Source organism: Sphingomonas sp. (genome assembly GCF_024508665.1).
Classification (GTDB): Bacteria; Pseudomonadota; Alphaproteobacteria; order Sphingomonadales; family Sphingomonadaceae; genus Sphingomonas.
The window spans coordinates 191,049-213,748 of the sequence record NZ_JANINP010000003.1 but is presented as its reverse complement, the minus strand read 5'-3'; the positions used below and the strand labels follow the sequence as shown (position 1 = coordinate 213,748).

General features: G+C 64.1%; 23 protein-coding genes and 1 tRNA gene. 13 read left to right on the top strand and 11 right to left on the bottom strand.

What is annotated here, in order from left to right; translation table 11 throughout:
• Window positions 1-19: 19 nt before the first annotated feature.
• The 3 genes from Q0L25_RS06205 to Q0L25_RS06195 form a co-directional block, all read right to left on the bottom strand.
• On the bottom strand, window positions 20-2,047 hold the full coding sequence (locus tag Q0L25_RS06205) for an alkaline phosphatase family protein (RefSeq protein WP_296612543.1): 2,028 nt from the start codon (window positions 2,045-2,047) through the stop codon (window positions 20-22).
• Window positions 2,048-2,099: 52 nt separating this feature from the next.
• Entirely contained in the window at window positions 2,100-2,546 is a 447-nt protein-coding gene (locus Q0L25_RS06200; protein WP_296612541.1) for a hypothetical protein, read from the bottom strand.
• Window positions 2,547-2,939: 393 nt separating this feature from the next.
• The gene (locus Q0L25_RS06195) at window positions 2,940-3,611 is read right to left on the bottom strand and encodes an alpha/beta hydrolase (protein WP_296612540.1); all 672 of its coding nucleotides are present in this window, start codon (window positions 3,609-3,611) and stop codon (window positions 2,940-2,942) included.
• 179 nt (window positions 3,612-3,790) lie between these two features.
• Between Q0L25_RS06195 and Q0L25_RS06190 the strand changes: the two genes are divergently transcribed.
• From Q0L25_RS06190 to proC, 5 genes are all read left to right on the top strand, one after another.
• Complete coding sequence (locus Q0L25_RS06190; RefSeq protein WP_296612538.1) at window positions 3,791-4,528, top strand: TlyA family RNA methyltransferase; 738 nt, start codon at window positions 3,791-3,793, stop codon at window positions 4,526-4,528.
• Between the two features lie 238 nt (window positions 4,529-4,766).
• Window positions 4,767-5,318: a TspO/MBR family protein gene (locus tag Q0L25_RS06185; protein WP_296612536.1), complete on the top strand. Its 552-nt coding sequence runs from the start codon at window positions 4,767-4,769 to the stop codon at window positions 5,316-5,318.
• Window positions 5,319-5,340: 22 nt separating this feature from the next.
• Entirely contained in the window at window positions 5,341-5,607 is a 267-nt protein-coding gene (locus Q0L25_RS06180; RefSeq protein WP_296612534.1) for an accessory factor UbiK family protein, read from the top strand.
• Between the two features lie 88 nt (window positions 5,608-5,695).
• Window positions 5,696-6,199 carry a YbjN domain-containing protein gene (locus Q0L25_RS06175; protein WP_296612532.1) on the top strand — a complete coding sequence of 168 codons (504 nt, stop codon included), beginning with the start codon at window positions 5,696-5,698 and terminating at the stop codon, window positions 6,197-6,199.
• Window positions 6,200-6,201: 2 nt separating this feature from the next.
• Entirely contained in the window at window positions 6,202-7,014 is an 813-nt protein-coding gene (proC, locus tag Q0L25_RS06170) for a pyrroline-5-carboxylate reductase (protein ID WP_296612528.1), read from the top strand.
• 22 nt (window positions 7,015-7,036) lie between these two features.
• On the opposite strand, the gene Q0L25_RS06165 is transcribed toward proC, so the two are convergent.
• Entirely contained in the window at window positions 7,037-7,552 is a 516-nt protein-coding gene (locus Q0L25_RS06165) for a helix-turn-helix domain-containing protein (protein WP_296612526.1), read from the bottom strand.
• A 79-nt stretch (window positions 7,553-7,631) separates the two neighbouring features.
• Between Q0L25_RS06165 and Q0L25_RS06160 the strand changes: the two genes are divergently transcribed.
• A complete protein-coding gene (locus Q0L25_RS06160) occupies window positions 7,632-8,723 on the top strand; it encodes a branched-chain amino acid aminotransferase (RefSeq protein ID WP_296612880.1) in 1,092 nt (363 codons plus the stop codon).
• Window positions 8,724-8,802: 79 nt separating this feature from the next.
• Window positions 8,803-8,877: transfer RNA gene (locus Q0L25_RS06155), tRNA-Gln, on the top strand.
• 441 nt (window positions 8,878-9,318) lie between these two features.
• Here Q0L25_RS06155 and Q0L25_RS06150 read toward each other — a convergent pair.
• Window positions 9,319-9,597, bottom strand: coding sequence for a helix-turn-helix domain-containing protein (locus Q0L25_RS06150; RefSeq protein WP_296612525.1), 279 nt, complete (start codon window positions 9,595-9,597; stop codon window positions 9,319-9,321).
• Between the two features lie 13 nt (window positions 9,598-9,610).
• Between Q0L25_RS06150 and Q0L25_RS06145 the strand changes: the two genes are divergently transcribed.
• A complete protein-coding gene (locus Q0L25_RS06145) occupies window positions 9,611-10,801 on the top strand; it encodes a zinc-binding dehydrogenase (RefSeq protein ID WP_296612523.1) in 1,191 nt (396 codons plus the stop codon).
• A gap of 845 nt (window positions 10,802-11,646) precedes the next feature.
• The gene (locus tag Q0L25_RS06140; protein WP_296612521.1) at window positions 11,647-13,386 is read left to right on the top strand and encodes an asparagine synthetase B family protein; all 1,740 of its coding nucleotides are present in this window, start codon (window positions 11,647-11,649) and stop codon (window positions 13,384-13,386) included.
• 12 nt (window positions 13,387-13,398) lie between these two features.
• On the opposite strand, the gene Q0L25_RS06135 is transcribed toward Q0L25_RS06140, so the two are convergent.
• The 5 genes from Q0L25_RS06135 to Q0L25_RS06115 form a co-directional block, all read right to left on the bottom strand.
• Window positions 13,399-14,256 carry a sulfotransferase domain-containing protein gene (locus Q0L25_RS06135; protein ID WP_296612519.1) on the bottom strand — a complete coding sequence of 286 codons (858 nt, stop codon included), beginning with the start codon at window positions 14,254-14,256 and terminating at the stop codon, window positions 13,399-13,401.
• 1 nt (window position 14,257) lies between these two features.
• Window positions 14,258-15,205 carry a hypothetical protein gene (locus Q0L25_RS06130; RefSeq protein WP_296612517.1) on the bottom strand — a complete coding sequence of 316 codons (948 nt, stop codon included), beginning with the start codon at window positions 15,203-15,205 and terminating at the stop codon, window positions 14,258-14,260.
• Complete coding sequence (locus Q0L25_RS06125) at window positions 15,198-15,497, bottom strand: PqqD family protein (protein WP_296612515.1); 300 nt, start codon at window positions 15,495-15,497, stop codon at window positions 15,198-15,200. The genes Q0L25_RS06130 and Q0L25_RS06125 overlap by 8 nt, the downstream gene beginning before the upstream one ends.
• Window positions 15,498-16,295: 798 nt before the next feature.
• Complete coding sequence (gene yghU / locus Q0L25_RS06120; protein ID WP_296612514.1) at window positions 16,296-17,174, bottom strand: glutathione-dependent disulfide-bond oxidoreductase; 879 nt, start codon at window positions 17,172-17,174, stop codon at window positions 16,296-16,298.
• A gap of 120 nt (window positions 17,175-17,294) precedes the next feature.
• The gene (locus Q0L25_RS06115; RefSeq protein ID WP_296612512.1) at window positions 17,295-18,200 is read right to left on the bottom strand and encodes a cyclase family protein; all 906 of its coding nucleotides are present in this window, start codon (window positions 18,198-18,200) and stop codon (window positions 17,295-17,297) included.
• A 138-nt stretch (window positions 18,201-18,338) separates the two neighbouring features.
• Here Q0L25_RS06115 and Q0L25_RS06110 point away from each other — a divergent pair, with 138 nt between their 5' ends.
• The 4 genes from Q0L25_RS06110 to Q0L25_RS06095 are packed head-to-tail and all read left to right on the top strand — an operon-like array spanning window position 18,339 to window position 21,557.
• On the top strand, window positions 18,339-18,938 hold the full coding sequence (locus Q0L25_RS06110) for a sigma-70 family RNA polymerase sigma factor (RefSeq protein WP_296612511.1): 600 nt from the start codon (window positions 18,339-18,341) through the stop codon (window positions 18,936-18,938).
• Between the two features lie 12 nt (window positions 18,939-18,950).
• Window positions 18,951-19,592, top strand: a complete 642-nt coding sequence (locus Q0L25_RS06105; RefSeq protein WP_296612510.1) for a zf-HC2 domain-containing protein — start codon at window positions 18,951-18,953, stop codon at window positions 19,590-19,592.
• A 50-nt stretch (window positions 19,593-19,642) separates the two neighbouring features.
• Window positions 19,643-20,851: a S8 family serine peptidase gene (locus tag Q0L25_RS06100; protein WP_296612509.1), complete on the top strand. Its 1,209-nt coding sequence runs from the start codon at window positions 19,643-19,645 to the stop codon at window positions 20,849-20,851.
• Between the two features lie 31 nt (window positions 20,852-20,882).
• A complete protein-coding gene (locus Q0L25_RS06095) occupies window positions 20,883-21,557 on the top strand; it encodes a TorF family putative porin (protein WP_296612507.1) in 675 nt (224 codons plus the stop codon).
• A 71-nt stretch (window positions 21,558-21,628) separates the two neighbouring features.
• On the opposite strand, the gene Q0L25_RS06090 is transcribed toward Q0L25_RS06095, so the two are convergent.
• Window positions 21,629-22,678 (bottom strand): LacI family DNA-binding transcriptional regulator, encoded by a 1,050-nt coding sequence (locus Q0L25_RS06090; protein WP_296612506.1) that lies wholly within the window; start codon window positions 22,676-22,678, stop codon window positions 21,629-21,631.
• Between the last annotated feature and the right edge of the window lie 22 nt (window positions 22,679-22,700).

Sequence of the window (22,700 nt, the reverse complement as noted above, 5' to 3'; positions counted from 1 at the left end):
GAGAGGGGGCATTGCCGGTTCAGTTCATGTCCGACGGTGCGGCGTCGCGTGCGGCCCTGATCGCTTCGACCTCCGTCATCACTTCCTCGATATAGGCGGCGGCGCGTCCGCGGGTCTTGATCGCCCGGAATTCCGCGTAGAGCGCCGCCTTGGTCGCTTCGGACCTGTCGGACAGTTCGTATTTGGTCTTGAGCATGATCGCCAGCACCCCGTGCAGATTGTCGCGCTGGGGGATCAGCGCCGTGGCGTCGAGAGCTTCCGCGCCGGCCGCCAAGTCTGCGGCAGCGCGGGCGGGAGGCTGCGCAGGGTCGTCGAGCTTGGTCGGGCAATCGGTCCGCGGGCTGCTCTGTAGCAGCCCCAGGACGCTGTTGGCGGCCTTGTCGCGCGCGGTCAGCGGAAGAACGCCGAACACCTTTTCGATCGTGGCGAGCGCGGAACCGTGATCGTAGAGCGTGTGGTCGACGCCACCGGCTTGCACCCAGGGCGAGACGATGATCGCCGGCACCCGCACGCCATATTTGTCGAAGGTGAAGCCGAAATCGCTCAGGCTATCCTTCGCTCCGGGTGTGTTCGAACTGCCGTCGTTCGGGGGCGGGGCGGTGCCGGGCGCCACCGAGTCATAAAACCCGCCATGCTCGTCATAAGTGATGATCAACAGGCTCTCATACCATAATGGCGAGTTGCGGATCGCTTCGTAGACGGTCTTGATCAGAGCCTCGCCGCCGGTGACGCCATCCATCGGGTGCTGCGACGATCCGCCTTCGTACGAGCCGTTGACGATGTTGCCGTAATTGGGCTCGATGAAAGTATATTGGTATGGATAATCGCCGGCTAGGTCCTTCGCCAGGTTCTTCACCGAATGCATCTGCGTCAGGCGGATGTGCTTCAGCGAGGCGACCTGCGGGATGTCCCCGGAAAGCGGTCCGTTGGTATCGTGATAGAGCCGGTAGGAAACGCCGTCATTGTTCAGCGCGTCGAAAATCGATCCGTGCGGATAGGTGAAGCCGTCGACGCTCTCCCATTTGGCAAGCTCGCCGTCGGTCGGGCTGTGATCGAGGCCGTTGGACGATGCGCCATGGAGAAAGAAGCGGTTCGGCCAGGTCGGTCCCGGCAGCGACGAAAACCATTGGTCGCACAGCACGAAATTGGTCGCGAGCTGATAGGCCACCGGCAAATCGGTCGCGGTATCGAAACACAGCATGATGTCGCCGATGTCGTGCGAGGATGGGGTCGGCCCCTCGCTTTTGGTGGTGGCATAGTTCGCGGCGAAACCCGAATTGTTGATGGTAGGGTAGGGCCCATTGACCGGATACGTGGCGCCGGCGCCGCCCAATTGCTCGACCACGTCGGGGAATTCGTGCCCCGGATCGGTCGGCATGCTTGATGGCGCGCCGCCGCCCACATAATAGGTCGTGCCGTTATAGCTGTTGCTGTTGCTGGTCGTCGCTGCGATAATTCCGGGAATCCCGGACAAAGCGAACATGTTGTCGAACGAATGGTTTTCCAGCATTAGCACGAAGATGCGGCTGATCGGATAAGAGGGCTTCACCGTCCCTGCCGCGACCACGAAGCTGCTCTTGGTGCCCGAGAGCGGCAGGTTCAGTTTCGACGCACCGTTGTTGACCGGTATATTGAGGCCGGGCTGGCTGCTGCTGACGATGGATCCGCCGAGCCACCAATTGTTGTTCAGCCCATAGCTGCCCTGACCGACGTTGAGGATCGCGCTGCCCGATCCGCTGGCGGTGGTGACCTGAAGTTCCAGCTGGAAGAAGAAATTGAGCTCCTTGGGCAGGCCCCCGCCGCCTGACGCGGCGTAGGCGTTGAGGCTGTTATTGTTGCAATTTTTGTTGAAGGCGGTCGCCACCGGGGCGGACTTCTTGCGGTCGCAGGCGAAGGTGATCGTGAAAACGTTGCCGGTCTTCTGGACGGTCGGCGGGGGCGAACTGTCTTGTCCCGATGTGACGTTCGCCGAGTTGGCGACATAGGCCATCGAGGTGATCGTTCCCGAATTGTCGGTGATCGTGAGGACGTTGATGGAAATCGACATACGAATTCCTTTGTCTGGCTGGGGAACTGTTCGAGTGGCGGTGCGCGCCGGTTCAGGCGATCGTGCCCGGTCCGAACGTGAAGCTGCTGATCGATCCCGACAGCGGCAGGTCAAGCGTCAGGGCCGTGCCGTCGATCGGGATGGTGAGACAAGGCACGCTGCTGGTCACGATCGATCCGCCGAGCCACCAATTGTTGCGGAGCGCGAAATGGCCCTGACCAGCGTTCAGCGAGACGGTCGCATTGCCTTGTGCGGTGGAGAAGATCAGCTGGAGCGTGAAATAGAAGTTCAACTTGCCCGGCGTGCCGCCGCCGCCCGAGGCGGCAAAGACATAGGCAGCCCCACCGCTGGCGTTGTTGAACGACGTCGCGACATCGGTCGAACCCTTGCGATCGGCGGCGAACGTGATCGTCCAGACGTTGCCGCTGACGCCAATCGCAGCGGAATCGGTGTAGCTCTCCCCCGATGTGACCACGGCCGAGCCGGAAATATAAGTCACGCCGATCAATGTTCGCGAGTTGTCGACAAACTGCAGTGTATTTCTTGCAATAGAAGACATAATGTTCCCCATTATTGAGCAAATATGGGCACGAGTAACAGTAACCCGCCGGATAGTTCCGGCAGATAATAATAGGATTTACAAGTAATTTACCGGCGGTCATCGATACGATTCGCCTCAGTATTGAAGCGTTAGGCGTGTTAGAAGTCAATGATTCGACAACGGTAAATATATACCGGATTGGATCTATCGTGCTTGCCGATTAATTAAGGATATGTACGGCAATCGGCGCGAGCCGGGTCCGAGTTTCGGCATAAGCAAACGAGCGCCGACAAGCGGCGCTCGGTTCTACGATCGGTATCGCTGATTGCCCCGCCAAAAGCGGGGGATGGGTCACTTGTGGAGATAATGCTCCTGCGCCGCGTCGGTCGCGTTGATCGCCAGGATCGATCGCGCCTCGCCCGGATTGAGCGGATGACCCGAGCGGTCGGCCGAGGCGGCGATCACGCGATCAAGCAGGCGGCGCCCTTCTTCCCACCAGCCGATTCCGCTGGCCGCGTTGAGATGTCCCTGCGCTCCGGCGTCGACGAAATGGCTGCCCCAGAACGAGGCCATGCCGCGGGCGCGACCGATGTCGATCCACGGATCGTCGGTCGAGGCGACCAGGATCGAGGGGAAAGGAAGCGCCTTGCGCGGTGTCGGCGCGAAACCCTTGAGTTCTTGTGCGGTGTCGGGCCGGTCGGGATCGGCTGGGGCGACGAGCAGCGCGCCGGCAACCGGCCAGCCATAAGGTTGCGGACTCATCTCCGCCCACCAGGCAACCGCGAGACAGCCCAGCGAATGCGCTGCAAAAATCACCGGCGCCTTCGCCGCGCGCGCGGCCTGGTCGATCTTGGTCACCCAGGCATTGCGATGCGGCTGATCCCACATGCCGAGTTCGATGCGATGCGTGTCGGGGCGGGAGGTCTCCCACAGACTCTGCCAGTGCGAGGGGCCCGAGCCGCCCAGCCCGGGAACCGTGAGGATAGTCGGAAGCGTGCCGTCGGGATGCGTGAACAGTCCCATCATTTCTCTCCCAGAAAGGGTGGGAAGAAGGCGGCGTGGGCGCTCTAGGGGGACGACCGCGCTGCTTTCCTCGCCTTCTTCCCAACGGCTAACTTAATTCCTAGTTTCTTGATGGGAATAAGTCTGCGCCCAAATGCCGCCGGATTGCGACGGACGGAAATCGCGGTCATGGAAGCGCAATGGCAAAGGTTCGCGCCGACCAACTCATCACCGATCGCGGGCTCGCGGAAAGCCGAACGCGCGCGCAGGCGCTGATCATGGCAGGACTAGCGTTCGCCGGCGACAAGCGAATCGACAAGCCGGGGCAGATGATCGCTGAGGACATCGTGATCGAGATCAAGGGGCGCGATCACCCCTGGGTGTCGCGCGGCGGGATCAAGCTGGCGCACGCGCTCGACCATGCCCGATGGGACGTCACCAATGCGATAGCGATCGACGTCGGTTCGTCGACCGGTGGGTTCACCGACGTCCTGCTGTCGAAAGGCGCGGCGCGCGTCTATGCGGTCGACAGCGGGACCAACCAGCTTGCCTGGAAACTCCGGCAGGACGATCGCGTCATCGTCCACGAACAGACGAGTGCGCGTATCCTGACCGAGGCGCATATTCCCGAGTCGGTCGACCTGATCGTCTGCGATGCGAGCTTCATTGGCCTGGCCAAGGTGCTGGAGGTGCCCTTGTCCTTCGCCAGGCCGGGCGCGCGGTTGGCGGCTCTGATCAAGCCGCAGTTCGAGGCTGGGCGAGGGGAAGTCGGCAAGGGCGGGGTGGTTCGCGATCCTGCAGTCCATCAACGGGTCTGCGACGAGGTCGCGGCATGGCTGACCGCGAGCGGCTGGATGGTCGAGGATATCGTCCAGAGTCCGATCACCGGGCCGGAGGGGAATGTGGAGTTCGTGATTCTGGCGCATCTGCCGGAATGATGACAGAGCCTCACCCTTCCGGCGCATTCGCGCTTCCCTTCCCTCTCCCGCATGCGGGAGAGGGAAGGGTGAGGGTCTGTTCGTTTTGGCGTGATCCTCGTTTCTTCCCGATGGCAGACCCGCCGCTTGGCTCCGTCCCTTTCGAAGACGGGCCATCCGCTACATCGCGGCTTGTCATCATGCTGCGTCGCGGCAACACTAAGCGAATGCGCATGTCGAGCGCGCAAGAGGATTGCTGATGGAAATCGCGACCAAGGAACAATTGCGCGGGGCCTTCCTGCGCTGGGCGGTGGTGACGGTGCCGCTGATCCTGTTGCTGGGCTTCGCCTCCAGCCGGATCGCGCCGGCTGGAGCGCAGAATCGCTGGTATGCGACACTCGTCCGCCCCGCAATTACACCGCCGGATTGGGTATTTCCGGTCGCGTGGAGCGCACTTTACGTCATGATGGGGTTGGCGCTGGCAATGATCATCAATGCGCGCGGATCGCGTTTGCGGGCCCTCGCGATCACGTTGTTCGTGCTCCAATTGGTGCTCAACCTCGCTTGGTCGCCACTGTTCTTCGGGATGCACCAAGTCTGGCCCGCGCTGATGCTGCTGGTCGGGATGTTCGTTGCCGCGCTGATGACGACGTTGGCGTTCGGTCGGATTCGTACCGCCGCCGCGTGGCTGATGGTGCCCTATCTGGCCTGGTTGTGCTTCGCCGGCCTGCTCAATTTGCAGGTCGGGAAGCTCAATCCCAACGCATCGACGCTTGTGCCGTCGTCGGCGAGCGCCCAGATGAGTATCTGATCAAGATTACGGGATACCAGACATGCAATCCGAGAACCGGCTGTTCGACGACCTCGTCAAGTTCGTGAACGGCGCCGCCGGCACGCTGGCGGGCATGGGCCGCGAGGCCGAAGCCGCGACGCGCGAGCGCGCCAAGGAATGGATCGGCGGGCTCGACTTCGTCAGCCGCGACGAGTTCGAGGCGGTGAAGGCGATGGCCGCCGCCGCGCGCGACGAGGCCGATGCGCTGAAGGCGCGGCTCGATGCGCTGGAAGCGAAGAGCGCAAAGCCGAAACCCACAAAGCCCTGAACCGATTTTCCACAGCTTTCTCCACGATCCCGTTGCGCGCCCCGGCCGCAACGGGCAGATTCGCGTGAGATGACCAGCGAGACCCACGATGCTCGATGAGAGCGATTTCCAGCGCGAGGACGCGGCGCCGATCGACATGATCGAGAGCTATTACGCCGCGCATGGCTGGGAGCATCAGCGCCATGACGATGAGGTGGTCGCGACGGTCAAGGGCAGCTGGACCGAATATGAATTGCGCGCGCTGTGGCGCGAAGAGGATTGCGTGCTGCAATTCCTCGCTTTTCCCGATATCCGCGTGCCCGACGACCGCCGCATCGCAATCTACGAAGCGATCGGGTTGATCAACGAGCAATTGTGGATCGGTCATTTCGAATTGTGGTCGTCGAGCGGGATCGTGCTCTATCGCCACGCAGCGATGATCGACGGCACCGATGGCGGGACGCTGACCCTGGAAGGCGCCGAATTGCTGATCGAATCGGCGATCGACGAGTGCGAGCGTTTCTACCCCGTGTTCCAGTTCGTCCTGTGGGGCGGCAAGACCCCGAAGGAGGCGCTGGCCGCGTCGCTGACGGAGACGCAGGGCGAGGCGTGAGCGTGGCGGTCGCGGTCCCTCAGCGGCTGTGGCTGATCGGTTGCGGCAATATGGGCGGCGCGATGCTGTCGCGCTGGATCGAGAGCGGCGTGGTTCGCGGTGATGCGGTCGACGTGATCAACCGGCATGACCGCGAACTTCCGGACGGCGTGCGCCAGGCGCGCGCCTTGCCCGATGGCCCGCCGCCCGACGCGGTGATGCTGGCGATGAAGCCGCAGCAGCTTGACGAGATCGTCGCTGCCTATGGGGAGCGTATTCGTCAGGCGCCGGTGCTTATCTCGATCCTTGCGGGGGTGGAGGAATCGACGCTCGCCGAGCGTTTTCCCGGCCCGGCCATTATTCGCGCGATGCCGAACCTCCCCGTCGCGATCGGCAAAGGCGTGGTCGCGCTTTATGCCGACGGCGCGCCGCAATCCGCCAGGGACGCGGTCGCGGGTTTGATGGCACCGCTCGGGCTCGTCGAATGGACCCGGGATGAGGCGATGTTCGGCGCGATCGGCACGCTCGAAGGTTGCGGGCCGGCTTTCCTGTTCCGCTTCATCGACGCGCTGGCAAAGGCGGGGGAAGAGCTTGGCATGCCCGCCGATCAGGCCGCGCGGCTGGCGCTGGCGACGGTCGATGGAGCGGCATCGATGGCGTCCCGCTCGGATGCGACTCCCGCGATCCTAGCCGACCGCGTCGCCAGTCCGGGCGGCTCGACGCGCCAGGGATTGAACGTGCTCGACCGCGACGACGCGTTGATCAAGCTGATGACCGAGACGCTGCAAGCTGCCGAGCGCCGCGGTCGAGAGATGGCCGCCGCCGCCAAGCGCTGATCTTACGATTAAGCGAACGACTCTAGCGGCGTTGCCCTGGCGGCACCGAATTCTCGCGCCAGCCATGTACCCGTTCACGCTCCGCCGGCGGAATCAGTCCTTCTAGCACCGCCCAGAAGCCGGTCACCGCCTGCTGTCCCGCCGCGCTATAGGCGCGCGCGATGATATCGCGGGCATGGTTGAACAACTCGCTGTCGAGATCGTAGCCCGAATCGGTCAACCGCAGCAGTCGCTGCCGCCGATCGCGATCGCCGATCCGTGTCTCGACCAACCGACGCTCTTCGAGCTCGGTCAGCACGCGTCCGAGCGATTGCTTGGTGACGCCCAGGATCGACAGCAATTCGCTGACCGAAATGTCGGGATGCCGGCCGATGAAATAGAGCGCGCGATGATGCGCGCGCCCGATTCCGCGCTCGCCCAGATTCTGGTCAACCGCCTTGGTCAGCCGGCTATAGGCGAAAAAGAGCATTTCGGATCCTCGGCGAATTTCGGACTCGCGGAGGAATTGGGCCGAAGCGGCTGGTGTTGGGGCAGTCATGTTGACCGGTTTTGCCACCGGGATTAATCTACGGCAAGCCTTGGACGCGCACGATTTGTGGCGCTATGGCACGACTGCCATGAATATCGCCGCCCATTTTCCGCTCAACGCCACCGCGTCGCCCACCCCCCATGAGGTCCGCGCCGAAAAACTCGTCAATCCGGGTTTTGGCCGCGTGTTCACCGATCATATGGCGATCGCGCATTATAGCGATGCGCAGGGCTGGCACGATCTCGCCATCGCGCCGCGCCAGCCGCTGACGGTAGACCCCGCCTGTGCCGTACTGCATTATGCGCAAGAGATATTCGAGGGGCTGAAGGCGTATCGGGGCGCGGACGGCAGCATCACCATGTTCCGCCCCGAAGCCAATGCCCGCCGGTTCCGCAAGTCGGCCGAACGGCTGGCGATGCCGCTATTGCCCGAGGAATTGTTCGTCGAATCGTGCCGCGCTTTGGTTAGCGCGGAGCGCGACTGGATTCCGACAAGTGAAGGCGGGTCGCTCTATCTGCGCCCGTTCATGATCGCCAGCGAGACCTTCCTCGGCGTCAAGCCGTCGTCCGATTATATCTATATGGTGATCGCCTCGTCGGTCGGCTCCTATTTCAAGGGCGGCGCGCCGGCGGTGTCGATCTGGGCGTCCGAGACTTACACGCGCGCGGCTCCCGGTGGTACCGGCGCGGCAAAGTGCGGCGGCAATTACGCCGCCAGTTTGATAGCGCAGGCCGAGGCGATCAAGCTGGGCTGCGACCAGGTCGTGTTCCTCGACGCGGTCGAGCGCCGCTATGTCGAGGAACTGGGCGGGATGAACGTGTTTTTCGTGTTCGACGACGGGTCGCTCGCGACGCCGCCGCTCAGCGACACGATCCTGGCCGGGATCACGCGCGATTCGCTGATTACCCTGGCGCGCGACCGCGGCATCACCGTCCGTGAAGAAAAATATGCGCTCGATCAGTGGCGCGCCGACGCGGCGAGCGGCAGGCTGGTCGAGGCCTTCGCCTGCGGGACCGCGGCGGTGGTCACGCCGATCGGTCAGGTCAAGGCGAGCTCGGGCGACTTCACGATTGGGTCGGGCGGCCCCGGCCAGCTCACTATGTCGTTACGCGAATCCCTGGTCGCAATTCAGACAAGCGCCGCTCCCGACCCTTACGGCTGGCTGGACCGGATCGCATAAGGGCTTTTTTCGGGGCTTTGCAGGAGCGCGCGCGCGGCTATAAGCGCGCGCTCCCGCCGGACATCTTCGTCGGGAATATTGGGGCGTCGCCAAGTGGTAAGGCAGCGGCTTTTGGTGCCGCCATTCGCAGGTTCGAATCCTGCCGCCCCAGCCAGTCTTTTCACCAAGCTCTTGAATGGGCTTAGTTTCGTCAGCCGCTGGATCCGGGAAGGCGCACAGCCCCCTAGAGAGCAGTGGTTGTGGCGCACTTTGGGTAGCGAATAGTCAACGTCTGGAGGCCGGCTTCGTAGATTCGGCCCACTTCAGAAGAACATTCAAACGCATGTCCGGAATCTCCCCGACCGCGCTTCGAATCTCGTAGGCCTTCCGTTCAAGATTCCTCTGCTGCCATCGACTAGCTCCCAGCCCGCCGGGTCTTCCGGCGTGAAAAGTAGCGAAAGATGAAAGACCAGTGGGAATGCCAGCCCTGCACCTGCGGGCTGACCTGCCCCTGCCGCACCGCCGACGCCCGTTGCTCGTGCGGGACCGATTGCAAGTGCCCACGTCCTTTCCGGAGGATTAGCTGAAGGGGGCGAGGGCATTCGCCCTGCGTCGATCAATCCGGCAACGATACCTTCGCGCAATCTCCCAGGCTGTCGAGGTCATTCAGCTCCGCTGCGTGGCGTCGTCCCCATTCGCACAACGCAAGCAGTACTGGCTGCAGGCTGGTGCCGAGTTCGGTCGCCTCATAGTCGACGCGTGGCGGAACCTGGGCGAAGACGGTTCGCCGGACGACGCCATGGGCTTCCATTTCCCTCAGTTGCTGAATCAGGACTTTCTGGCTGATCGCCGGCATCAACCTGGTCAGCTCGGACAGGCGCCTAGGCTCTGCCATCAGATGATAGAGGATGATCGGCTTCCATCGCCCTGAAATCACCCGCAACGCGCGTTCGGCGGGCAAAGAGGGAAGGTCTTTTAGCGGTCTCACCATACTTACCAAATGGTCGGTATATGACCAATTTCTCCGTAGTCACCAATCTTACACTTATGCGAGCTGCCAGCGACGAGCAATGCTGATCTCCAGCATTGCGCAGCTGCGGAGAAGTCGGATGAAAGCGGTACAACTGATCGGATTCGGTGGGCCGGATATGCTCGAACTCGCGGAGGTGCCCGCACCCGAGCCAGGCCCTGACGAAGTTCTGATCCGCGTAAAGACGTGCGGAGTCAATTTCGCCGAGACCGCGATGCGCGCAGATCGCTACGCGATAACGCCGCCCGTGCCGTCCATCCCGGGAAGCGAAGTTGCCGGCGTCGTGGAACGCATTGGGGCCAACGTGGCCGGTATCGCGATCGGCCAGCGTGTCGCCGGATCGGCTTACGCCGCAGGCCAGCTTTTCGGGGGATACGCCGAACTCATGACGTGTCCCGCGGCCTATGTTACGCCGATTCCGGATGCGTTGACGTTCGAGGAAGCGGTCGCGCTGATGGTGCAGGGGCTGACCGCTTGGCACCTCCTCGATCGCGCACCAGCCGCCGGCAAGCGCGTCCTCATATCGGCCGCTGCCGGCGGTGTTGGCAACCTGCTCGTCCAGTTGGCGAAACGGGCCGACGCAGCGCTGATCGTCGCCGCTGCGAGCACCGACGACAAACGCAATTTCGCCCTGTCGATCGGGGCAGATGTCGCGGTCGACTATACTGCGTCTGGCTGGTCGGCCGGGGTTCGCGCGCTGACGGACGGACAGGGCGCGGATATTGTCTTTGAGTCGGTCGGCGGCACCGTGGTCGCGGAGAGTCTCAAGGCGCTTGCGCCGTTGGGACAGCTCGTCCTTTATGGATCGCTCAACATTCTCGAATTCAATATGGGTGTTCCGGAACTGCTCGGCCTGATTTTCCAGAATCAGTCGGTCACTGGGTTCGCGACCGTCCCGCTCATGACGGCGGCATCGCTGCAGCGAAGCCAGGCGCAGATATTTGCGCTGGCCGCTGCGAAGGAACTTAAGGTGACGATCGGTGGCGTCTTTCCACTCGATCAGGCGAGCGAGGCGCATCGCGCGCTGGAAGGGCGCCGGACCCACGGAAAGCTGGTGCTGGTTCCCTGAAGATCGAGTGCTCTTCGTTGCGCCCTCGAATCCGTCCGAGCTCGTTATCGCGCGTGAACAGGCGGTTGGTTGCCATCGGGGCAGGGGGCTCGCTGAGCTGAACTATAGCCGCCGATCGCCGGCTGCCCCGCGCCGACGGAACCGACGTTGCCGGTTCCGTGGTGCGTCATCGCGGTCGCCGATCATCTTGCTATGATCAATGAGGCCCGATCCCAGGGATAAGCCTGCTACCCTGCCCAATCGGGCGCGGTGCGGCGTCTTGGATTACTCAATATTGAAGCACGCGGCTGCGAAATCGGTAGCGCCGCCAAGGGTCTCAACCTATGCAAATTGCCCAACGTTGGAGCGAAAGAATGCCGGATTTCAAATCGAAGGACTTGGATCGCGAACCCTCGGTCGACACCCGGCCAGTCTGGAAAACGCCGACGGTATCGATTGCCGAAATCAACACCCTCACTCGTACCGCTGGGTTTACGAACTTCGATGCCCCCACGTCCTTCGGCTCATAGTCTGTAGCCAGCACATTCACCGACAAATCGGCATGTCCGACGGCGACGTGTACGCCGCATCGCCTGCGCGCGTTTCGGTGCCCCTCGAACGGGTCTGATTTCAGCGGTCGTCCGCAAATCCGGGCAGTCGGTCGTTGGGTGGCGCGCCCTGCACGCGGATAGGGAGTCACCGTGTACGCAATCGCGGGCATCGTCCACCTTGATCCGGGTGCCGTCGCTGGCGGCGAAAGCGATGTCGATGCCCTGCGCCGCGCCCTGTCGGCGTCCGGCTATCCCAGCATCGAAGCCCGCACTCACGCGGGCGCGACGCTGGCGGTCGCGCGCGACACATGGGCGATGAATTGCCGCAAATCGGCCACGCTGGCACACGACGGCGTCCGGCTGGTCGGCTTCGTGGGGCGTCTGGACAATGCCGGAATACTGGCCGCCACGCTTGACCAATCGCCGGATGCGGACCCGGCGGCGATCGTCGCCGCCGCCCATCAACGCTGGAGCGACCAAGCGCCGGAGCAGCTGCTGGGCGATTTCGCCTATACGGTATGGGATGGGGACAACCGCCGCCTGTACCTGGCGCGCGATGTCGGCGGCTGGCAGATCCTGTATTATCTGCGGCAGTCGGATCGCGTGTTTTTCGCGGACTCGCTTCCGGTGCTGCTGGCGCTGGCCCCCGATGCGCGGAGACTCGATCCCAAGGTGCTGGCCGATGTGCTGGTCGACGGTCTGCCTCCAGTTGATCTGACTGTCTGGCGCGACGTGCGCGCGGTCGCCCCCGCGAGCATCGCCCGCTTCGCGCGCGGCCACGGCGACACGCGACGCTATTGGCAGCTACCGCAAACCAGCATCCGCTATGCCCGAGACGAGGACTATGTCGACGCCGCCCGGGCGCTACTAGATGACGCGGTGCGCTGCCGCCTGCCGAAGCAAAGCCCGGTCGGCATCGCGCTCAGCGGCGGCCTCGACAGCGCCGGCATGGCGGCATATGCGGCCGCGGCTGCGCCAGGCGCCGCGTTATTCGGCTTTACCGGCGTTCCCGCACCCGGCGCCGTTCTGCCACACACGGCGCATCAATATAATGACGAAACGCCCTATGTTCGGTCGTTGTGCGAGCAGCTTCCGTCCCTCAAACTAATGCGCGCGTCGAGTGCGCCGGACGCCGAAGACCATATCAACGCGGCAATCATCCAGCTTGGCGGCATGCCGCTGAACAACAGCCTGAACGCGGCGTGGCTCAGCCCGGCCTATGCGGCAGCCGGTCTGCACGGTGTACACAGCATGCTGACCGGTGGTTTCGGCAACATCACGCTCAGCTATGACGGCGCCACATTGCTTCCCGCATTGCTCGACCAGGCCAGGTTGATCCGGTTTGCCGCGGAGTTCGCCGCCCTTGCCCGCCGCAGCACCCATTCCTACCGCGCCATCGCGAGCAGCTCCATCGCCAACAGCCGCTACTTCAGCCGCTATCGCAAGAAGCGACACGACCCAAGTTCGTGGTTCGTCCAGCTCCTCGGGCGCGCATTTCTAAGCGACGGCTTCGCGGAAGCCTCGGGTTGGCTGCGCTATCGACTCGACAGCGATGCGCCTATCCCCGCTGGCAGCGCCGATCATCGCGCCTGGCACATCGCCCGCAGCCAGCGCCAACGGCACCTGCATGGTCCATTGCAACGGTATTGGCGCGTCGAATTCTCGCAGCCACTCGCCGACCGCCGCCTGATCGAATTCTGCATGGCGACCCCTCCGGAGCAGTTTCTGCGAAATGGCGAGGCGCGGTATCTCGCCCGGCGCGTGCTGTCGGATCGGCTGCCCGCGGCGATCGTTCAAAACCGGCTGCGCGGCCGACAATGCCCCGAGGCCGTGCAGCGTGTCGTGGCGCAGCTACCCCGCCTTCAAGCCGAGTTGGACGTGCATGCTGCGTCTCCGCTTGTGCGGCATTGTCTGGACGTGGCGAAAGTCCGCGCGCAGCTGGCCCGGGTCAGCGATGCGACGCCGGATGAGATCGGTCGTGTCCAGCATCTGCACCGCGCGCTACAACATGCGCGCTTCCTCGACTATCTGGATCGCCTTGGCGCGACGCTCTGACGACGGCCTGCCTCAACGATAGCCGAGCCGTTCCATCCATTCCGCGTGGCAATCCTCGATCCGCGCAGCTTGCGCCGGGGACAGCGTCTCGCGCCAGCCGCCTACAAGCCCCTTGCGGAAGAACGCCTGCATCTTCGCGGGGCGTTCACAGAATCCCTCGACAGCCTCCTGGTGTTGCAACCGGTCGATGCGGCTGGCCGCAACAGCCCCGGCTAGCTGCGTCGCGTCAGCGCCCCAACCCAGCGCCGATGCGATATCGCCAAGAATGGCCGACAAGTCGCCATGCATCGCCTCATAGCGTACGACGCGTACAGGGAACGCACCTGCCGCTCCGTCCGGCGCGACCCAACTCTGGACATGCTGACTCCACGACCCGAGGGGCTGTCGCAGCTGCTGATTCATCCGACTGCGCGACGCCGCCATGTCGACGTCCGGCGCGCACAGGAATTCGACAGCGCGCGGTAGCGGCCATTGCCGATGATGCGCCAGCGATACCGCAATGTCGCGCGGATCGCGAACGATATAGACGGCGCCTAGCGTCGCGTCGGCGGGGAACAGCGGCTCGTCGCCCGCGTGGACATAGGCGTCGTGGGCCTTGCACAATAATGGTTCCCGCTGAGCCTGCGCCAGTCCGCGGTAGACAGCCGGGCGCAGCCGCAGAATCTCCGCGTCGGTCAAGCTGGACGCCTCGACGCTCGTATAATGGTCGAACAGCGCCCGCGACGAGGCGATTCGCTCACCGTCCAATCGATTGATGTCGACCACGCCGCCACCGTGGCGCAGGCTGGTGAGCGCCGCGCGCATCCAGGTGTTGCCGGATTTGGGATAGGAGGCGATCCAATAAAGTCGCGCTGCCGTTCGGTCCGCCACGTCAACCCTCCCAGTAGCGGCCGATCAGCGCGGGAAGGCGCGCCGCGAACGACGACAAGGCGTCCAGATCGTCCGGCACCGGCAGCGACAACTGCGGCACCGACGTGGCCAACGCCGCAACCGTGCCGAACATGCGCTGCCTGTTGAGTGCCTGGCCGATTCCCAACCGATAGACGGCTTCGTTTGCTGCCTGCAGCGCCTGGAATCGGTTGGAGTACAAAATCGGGAGCGCAGCAGCGTAGTGCTCGCGGCGTAGGTGGCATATCAGCGCCAGCGGGCGCGGCTCTGGGCAGAAGCCGTCCCTCATCAGGTGCTCGAATTTCTCGGCGTCGCCGGAGCTGCGCAGTTTGCGCCCCGCAGGCAGGCTCAGCGACGCAAGCGCATCGCGCCACAGCTTCTGGCCCGGGAACGCGGGCATGATATGAAAACCATCGTCGACGCGTCTGGCGACCGCGACATCATCGGCAAGGAGCTGTGATCCTCGCGCGACCATCGCGGCCGCCAACGTCGATTTTCCGGCGCCCGACTGACCAGAGAATACCACTGCCCGCCCGTCGATCACCACGCAGCTAGCGTGCAGCGGCAGTTCGCCGCGCTGATGGCACAGGGCGCCGATGACGCTGCCTAGCAGAAACACGCGGATGTCCGGCGCATCGGGCGCCATATGCGGCGCGATTACGACCTCGCGCCCGTCGCGCACCACAAAAGCGGCAACACCCGGAATTTCGATGCGGGCGCAACCGTGGCGGTTGTACGAAACCAGCGTGCTAAGCGGAATCGCATCCTCCAGCGGTGGCGCCTCGCCCAGGCGGAAAGTCACGTCGACAGGATCCGCCGCGTCACCGATCGGCAAATCGGGCAGATTCAATTCACTTTCGAGCTGCCAACCGAAGATGCGATAGCGCCTGGCAGCGCCGCGAGCGGCTGGTGCGGGCTTCCGGTCAAGCATCGATGCTGACCAGGCCTTCTTCCAACCATTGGTGCAGCAGCGCCAGCACGTCGCCGTGGATGCCGACTGGATCGCCTTGAAAATCGGCGATCAGCCCAGCAATCAGCGCTTCGCCGGTCGGTTCCAAATCCAACCGCTGCCAGACGGCCGTCGCCGCTGCATCCAGCGCATAGTAGCGGCCACGCTCGATGCTCATCAAGAAGGTCTCGCCGTCGATCCCGGCCGCCGCAATGTCGCGGTTGCGGCGGATCGACCCGACGATCAGCCGATGCGCCGCCTCGATATCCTGCATCTGTTCCCCCTCAAGAATCCAAGCGTTTCACTAGTGCGAACGGTTCGTGCGCACGTTCGCCGCGGTAAACAAAGAAGCACCTCGACGAGTCCCGATGCCGGCAAGAGGAGGCTTCGCTTATCTGCATCAGATAGTGGGCGTATCGCGGTCGATCGGTTCGGTCGCGGGATTTGCCTGGCAGCGGCGGCGAGCGCGCGTCGAAAGATCGCTCGACACGATGTCCCGCTCGGGCATTCGGGTGGCCGACCCTCATCCGGTTTCGGCGAGGCCTTGCCGAAGTTCACTTGATGGCCGCGCCTCGTCTTGACCAGCGCTTCTTCGTCGCTCTGCAGTAACAGCAGGTCGTGACGGCGTTTGCCGTATTGCGTGCAGCCAAACTGGATATCCAACGCCCAACCTCCCCGTCGGGAAGACCTGGCCCCCCGATGGATTACGGTTGTGCCAACACTTTGGTTACAGCTCCCAGACCTCGCGCGGAGCTAGCATTAAAAAGCGCAGAGACCCGAGGATCGGAGGAGGGCTCCTGCTGCGTCGCTGTCCCCGGTCCGACTGCGGGATCGGGGACAACGGCGCCCATCACGGGCTGCATTGTTCAACGATGCGATCACGCCTGATCTTGCGGTGGAATATATCCGCAACCCGCATAATTCAGCGATCGAGCAAGCAGACGCGGAGTAGCTATCGTCAATCTGAATTGAAATACGGCAGGCATTCGAAAGTTGGTACGGCCTCCGGCCGGCCCAGACTTTGCAACTCCCGTCCGGCCGTCGGCCGAGGCGGGAGCGCAAAAAGCGAGCCTCAGTCCGCCGCCTCCAGCTTGTCGGCGGTGCGCAACTCGAAATCGCTGGCGTCGTGGCGTTCGTGGAGTTGCTCGGACGGCTCGCCGGTCACCTTGTTGACCATACGGCCGCGCTTCACAGCGGGGCGGTCGAAGATCTGGTCGGTCCAGCGGATCACGTTCTTGTACTCCTGCACCTGCAGGAACTCGCCGGCGTCATAGGCCAGCCCCTTGACCAGGGCCCCGTACCAGGGCGCGGTCGCCATGTCCGCGATCGAATAGTCCTTGCCGCCGAGATATTCGCTCTCGCTCAGTCGGCGGTCGAGCACGTCGAGCTGGCGTTTCACTTCCATCGCATAGCGGTTGATCGGATATTCCTGCTTGAACGGCGCATAGGCGTAGAAATGCCCGAACCCGCCGCCGAGGAACGGCGTGCTGCCCATCTGCCACATCAGCCAGGACAGGACTTCGGCGCGGGCGGGATAGGCCTTCGGCAGGAATTCGCCGAACTTCTCGGCGAGATAGATCAGGATCGCGCCGGATTCGAACACGCGCACCGGGGCGGCCGGGTCGGTGTGATCCATCAGCGCGGGAATCTTGGAATTGGGGTTGGCGGCGACAAAGCCGCTGCCGAACTGATCGCCCTGGTTGATGCGGATCAGCCAGGCGTCATATTCGGCGCCGCTGTGGCCGAGCGCGAGCAACTCCTCGAGCATCACCGTCACTTTCACGCCGTTGGGCGTGGCGAGCGAATAGAGCTGCAGCGGGTGCTTGCCGACCGGGAGCTCCTTGTCATGGGTCGGCCCGGCGATCGGCCGGTTGATATTGGCGAACGCGCCGCCGTTTTCCTTGTCCCAGGTCCAGATTTTCGGCGGGGTGTAGTCGGTCGGCTCGCTCATCGATGCAGCTCCACGGTTTCGCGCCCGGAACGGCCCGGCCGCGCCGTGGCTAGCTAGGAAGCCCGACCGGGTTTCGCCAGCTTGAAGACGTGCCCGCAACGGCAATCGATCGCAGGATCGTCATCCCTCCAATATTGCATGGGCGCGCACCGGGAATGTGCCCATCTTGCTGACCTTGGGCGGCACTGCCCAGAAGCGGAATCCGTCGATCGGGAGCGCATCCAGATTGGTCATATGCTCGCAGATCGGAATCCCCGCGCCGAGCAGGATCGTATGCACCGGTCGCTCTCCGCCGGAAACGTCGTCGATATTGTAGGAATCGATGCCGACCACCAGCGCGCCATGATCGCGCAGATAGCTGGCCGCATCGGCGGTAAGGAATGGGTGATCCTCGAAATATTGATCGGTCTGCCAATGGCGATCCCATCCGGTGTGCACCAGCACCGCGCGGCCGCCGACGTCGGTCGCGGCAAAGGCGGTCCAGTCGATCGCGCGCCCGGCTTGCCCCGCGACCCGCACCACGACCGCCGGCACACCGCTGATGCGGTCGAGATCGAGCCCGGACAGGTCGTAGCCGTCGGCGTAACGGTGGAACGGCGTGTCGAGATAGGTGCCGGTATTCCCGACCATTTCGATCTTGCCGATCTGGAACTCGGTGCCTTCGGCATAGGTCGCGCGCGATTGCTCGCGCGATAGATGATCGCACATCAGGGGAGCGGGCAATCCCTTATAGGTTATCATTCCGTCTTCGATCGTGTGGCTGAGGTCGATGCGTCGGCTCGCGTCGGACATTACCGGTCGAACGGCCGCGGCGGCGCGTTTGTGGCGCTCTTCGATGATCCGCTTGTTGAGAATCCTCACCTCGCCAACCATGAGTAGACGCAGATCGGCTATGATATGGGCGGCGAGCATGTCGTCGGTGATGTCGTCGCCGTCGATATCGAGGCGGAAATCCTGCCCCTGGACGCCGCCCCCGTTCGAAAAATCGACCTCGAAATCGAAACACACCCGCTTGTCGCTCACCATTCCTGCCTCTCCAGCCGCGCTCGGTCGTAGCGGCGATCTAGTGTCTAATCGTGCCGTTACGCCAGGGCGAACGCGGTGCGATGAACTATCCGATGCGGCCCCGGCACAAACGCGGTATCGTTGAAGCGGCGGCGGGTGATGAAAGGTAAGGTCGGTTTGATAGCGGTGCGCGAGCGCGGGCGCGGCGGCGGATCGGACACGGAGATGGTGCTGTTCGCTCGCGTTGTGGGCGGCGACCGCGCGGCGTTCGAGGAATTGTACGGCCTCTATCATCCTCGGCTGACACGGTTCCTGCTCAACCTGATCCGGCGTCCGACATTGGTCGAGGAAGTGCTCGACGACACGATGATGGTCGTTTGGAACCGCGCCGACAGCTTCAATGGCGCAAGCAAGCTGTCGACCTGGGTCTTCGCCATCGCCTATCGCAAGGCGATGAAGGGCCTGAAGCGGCAGGACGAGGCGGTCGAGGACAAGGACGCCGAGAACCGGGTCAGCGACGCGGCGAGCCCCGAGGACGTATCGGCCCGCCAGCGCATCAATGCATTGCTGATGCGCGCGATGGACGAATTGTCGCCGGCGCATCGCGCGGTGGTCGACCTGACCTATTTTCACGACCTAGGCTATCGCGAGATCGCGACGATTCTCGAATGCCCGGTCGACACGGTGAAGACTCGCATGTTCCACGCCCGCCGGCATTTGCGGCGACGTTTGTCGGGTGCGCTTAGCGACTGGATTTAGGAAGACGTTTCGATGGCTGAGATCATCCGGCTGCGCGGCGGCCCTCATGAACAGGCGCAGCAATTGCTGCCCTGGTATGTCAACGGCACGCTGGAGGCCGATGAAGCGGCCATGGTCGAAGCCCATCTCGCCGAGTGCCCCGGATGCCGCGCCGATTTGGCGGTGGAACAAGTCCTAGCGCGGGAGGTCGCGGCATTGCCGCTCGATGTCGAGCATGCTTGGTCAACATTGAACGACCGGATCGACGCCGCGCCACTGCCTCGCCGGCTGGCCGAGCCCGTGCCGTTCCTCCGCCGCAAGGTCGCGATCGGCTGGGCCCTGGGCGGGCCGCTCGCCGCGGCGGTAGCGGTAGCGTTGGCGGTTGTCATTGTCCCCGGCGCGCCATCGCCGGCCGGAGAAACGTATCGCGCGCTTGGGTCGGCACCGACGGCGGCGCCGGGCAATGCGCTGGTGATGTTTCGGCCCGATGCGCGTGATAGCGATCTTCGTGCCGCTCTGACCAAAGCGGGCGCGCGCATCGTCGACGGCCCAACCGCGAGCGGGGCTTACGTCGTACGGATCGCGCCAGCCAGCCGGGCGCAGGCGCTCGACGGCTTGCGCTCGACGCCCCAGATCGTGCTGGCCGAGCCAATTGACCCTGGATCGCAGCCATGATCTGGCGCCGGTGGTTCCGGTTCTGCTTGGCTTCGTGTGGCTTCGCCGCGTTGGCCGTCGGGAGTCCGGCATGCGCTCAGGAACGGTCGGCGCCCGGCGCCGATCGCCAGATACTGGTGATGCTCAAGATGGCGCCGCCGCATTATCGTCCCGGCGCGGCCTATGGCGGCAGCTATGGTGATGGCGCTGCGATGGCCGCGCGGCGGCGGTTGGCGGCGGGAATCGCACGGCGCAACCGGCTGCAGCTGGTCGACGGCTGGCCGATGCCGCTCATAGGGGTCGATTGCTACGTCATGCGCGTGCCGGACGGCATGGCGATGGAGGCGGCGATCGCCCATGTGTCGAAAGAATCGGGAGTCGCCTGGTCGCAGCCGCTGCAAACATATCAGGCGCGCGGCTCGCCCGTGGGGGCCGTGCCCAACGACCCGCTCTTTCGAGCACAGCCGTCTGCCATGGCCTGGCGGCTCGCCGATCTCCACCGCATCGCCACCGGTCGCAACGTTTCCATCGCCATTATCGACAGCAAGGTTGACGTCGGACACCCCGATCTGGCCGGGCAGTTCACCGCCAATCTCGATTTCGTCGCCGATTCCGGTCTCAATCGCCGCCCGGCATCGGGTGAAGCGCATGGCACGGGCGTTGCCGGCATCGTCGGCGCCAAGGCGGGGAACGGTATCGGTATCGCCGGAATCGCGCCCGACGCGCGGATGATGGCGTTGCGGGCGTGCTGGCAGACCGAAGCCGGCCCGACCTTGTGTAACAGTCTCAGTCTGGCGCGAGCGCTGCAATTCGCGATCGAGCATAAGGCCGAGGTGATTAACCTCAGTCTCGCCGGCCCGGCCGATCCGCTGCTCGCGCGGCTGATCGGCCTTGCCGTTGCGCGCAATCTCTCGGTGGTCGCGGCATTCGACCCGTCTTTGCCTCAGGGCGGATTTCCCGCCTCCATGCCCGGCGTCGTTGCCGTCGCCGACGAATCTTTGCGGTCCTTACCAGCGCGCGTGTACATTGCGCCCGGCCGCGACGTGCCGACCACACAACCGGGGGGTAAATGGTACCTCGTCAACGGCAGTTCCTACGCGGTCGCGCATGTCACCGGGTTGATCGCGCTGATGCGCCAGACCGGCGGCCACGCCACGCACATAATCCTGGACCGCATGTCGGGCGGCGAGATCGATGCTTGCGCGACTCTTGTCGGCACGTCGCCCGGCTGTGATTGTTCGTGCGCTATCGGCCGGAGGCTGGCGGCGAGGCCGCGCTGACCTGCGGCTTATGGGTGCGTTCGCCGCGCCCTTGATCCTTTGCTTCGCCGCGGCTCCGGCGAACGCCCAGGTCAGCGGCGGCATCGATGTAGAGAGCGACTATCGCCTGCGCGGCTATTCGTTGAGCGCGGGGCGTCCCGTCGCGACCGCGCAGATCGGCTATGACGACGATAGCGGCGTCTATCTCAACCTGTCCGCGACCGGGGAACTCGGCCGCGACGATCCGCTGTTCCTGGGGGTTCAGGGCAATATCGGTTATGTCCGCCGACTGAATGCGACGTTATCGATCGATGGCGGTCTAGCCCGCAGCCAATATCGCTCCGCCGACCCGGGAAGCCGGTCGCACAATTATACCGAAATCTATCTCGGCCTCGCTTCCGGTCCGTTTTCGGCGCGGGTCTATTACTCGCCCGATTATTTCCGCGCCGATGCATCGTCGCTCTACACGGAAGTCGAAGCCACCGTCCGGCCGGCGAGGAACTGGCGGGTAAACGGCCATCTCGGATCGCAGGTCTATCTGACGACACCCGCGCGATATCAGCCCGGCTATGCTGCCCGTTATGACTGGCGGCTCGGCGTGGCGCGCCAACTGGGCAGTCTCGACCTCCATGCCGCTCTGTCGGGCGGCGGGCCGGCCAGGGATTATTATTCGGGCAGCTTCCACGGCAAAGTCGCGCTGACCGCGGGCGCGAGCTGGAGTTTCTGACGCGCCGCGCGAATCTTTGGCGGCAGGGGCGGTATCACTCGCCGGCTTGGGCTTTGGCGCGCGATGACGCTCTAACTGCTTCCCCGCACTACCAATTGCACGGGAACGAACGTCTTTCCTGGCCCGTCCATCGGTTCCGCCGGGCCGAATAGCGCTTCGACCAGCATCTCGCCGGCGCTTGCCACATCCTGTTCGATCGTCGTCAGCGCCGGTGTGGACTGCCGCGCGCCGAAACCGCCGTCGAAGCCGACGATCGCGACGTCGGCGGGAATGCGGATGCCCGCTTCCTGCAGGCCGCGCATGATACCCGACGCGAGCGTATCGGATGCCGCGAACACAGCGTCGACCGCGGGGCTGATTACCAGCAATTGCGCGGCCGCGGCTTCGCCTTGGGCGTGGCGATCGTCGATCGGGGGTGCCGCCACCTCTATCGGGGTCAGGCCGTGTTTCGCCAGCACGTCGAGATACCCCTGCCGCCGCAAGCGAAATGCCTGATGTGCTTCCCAGCCGGGCCCCACGAAGGCGATCCGCCGACGGCCGGCACCTATTAAATGCTCGACCGCCAGCACGCCCGCCGCATGATTGTCGGCGCGGACGATCGGTAGCGAGTCATCCGGCGCTCCCCAGGCGACGAGATTGCTCCCGGCCTGTCGGGCGCGGGCGAAATAGTCCCAGGCAAAGCGGTTCGCCGCGGTACCGATCACGATCAATCCGTCGGCTTCGCGCCGTTGTTCGAAATCGCTGCGCAGGGACTCTGGCCTGCTCTGATACGATAGCAGGATGCCCATGCCGCGCCGCGCCGCCGCGGCCTCGACCGCGCCCAATATGTCGAAATAGAAAGGGTTGAGCGCGCGCCGCTCGAGTTCCGATGACGTCAACAATACCACCGCCACCGTCCCGACCGCACCACCGCGGAGCCTGACTGCCCGGCTGTCGGGACGATAGCCGAGTTCCGCCGCCGCGCGGGCGACGCGGTCGCGCGTCTCGGGTGTGATCGAGGGATCGCCGCGCAGCGCGCGCGAGACCGTCGATTGCGATACCTGGGCCAGCGACGCGACGTCGAACGAGGTGGGTCGATGCGCCCGCTCGCTGGTCCTCTCCTCGTCGAATTCGGTCTGCATCGGACTGCGATTATCGACGTTG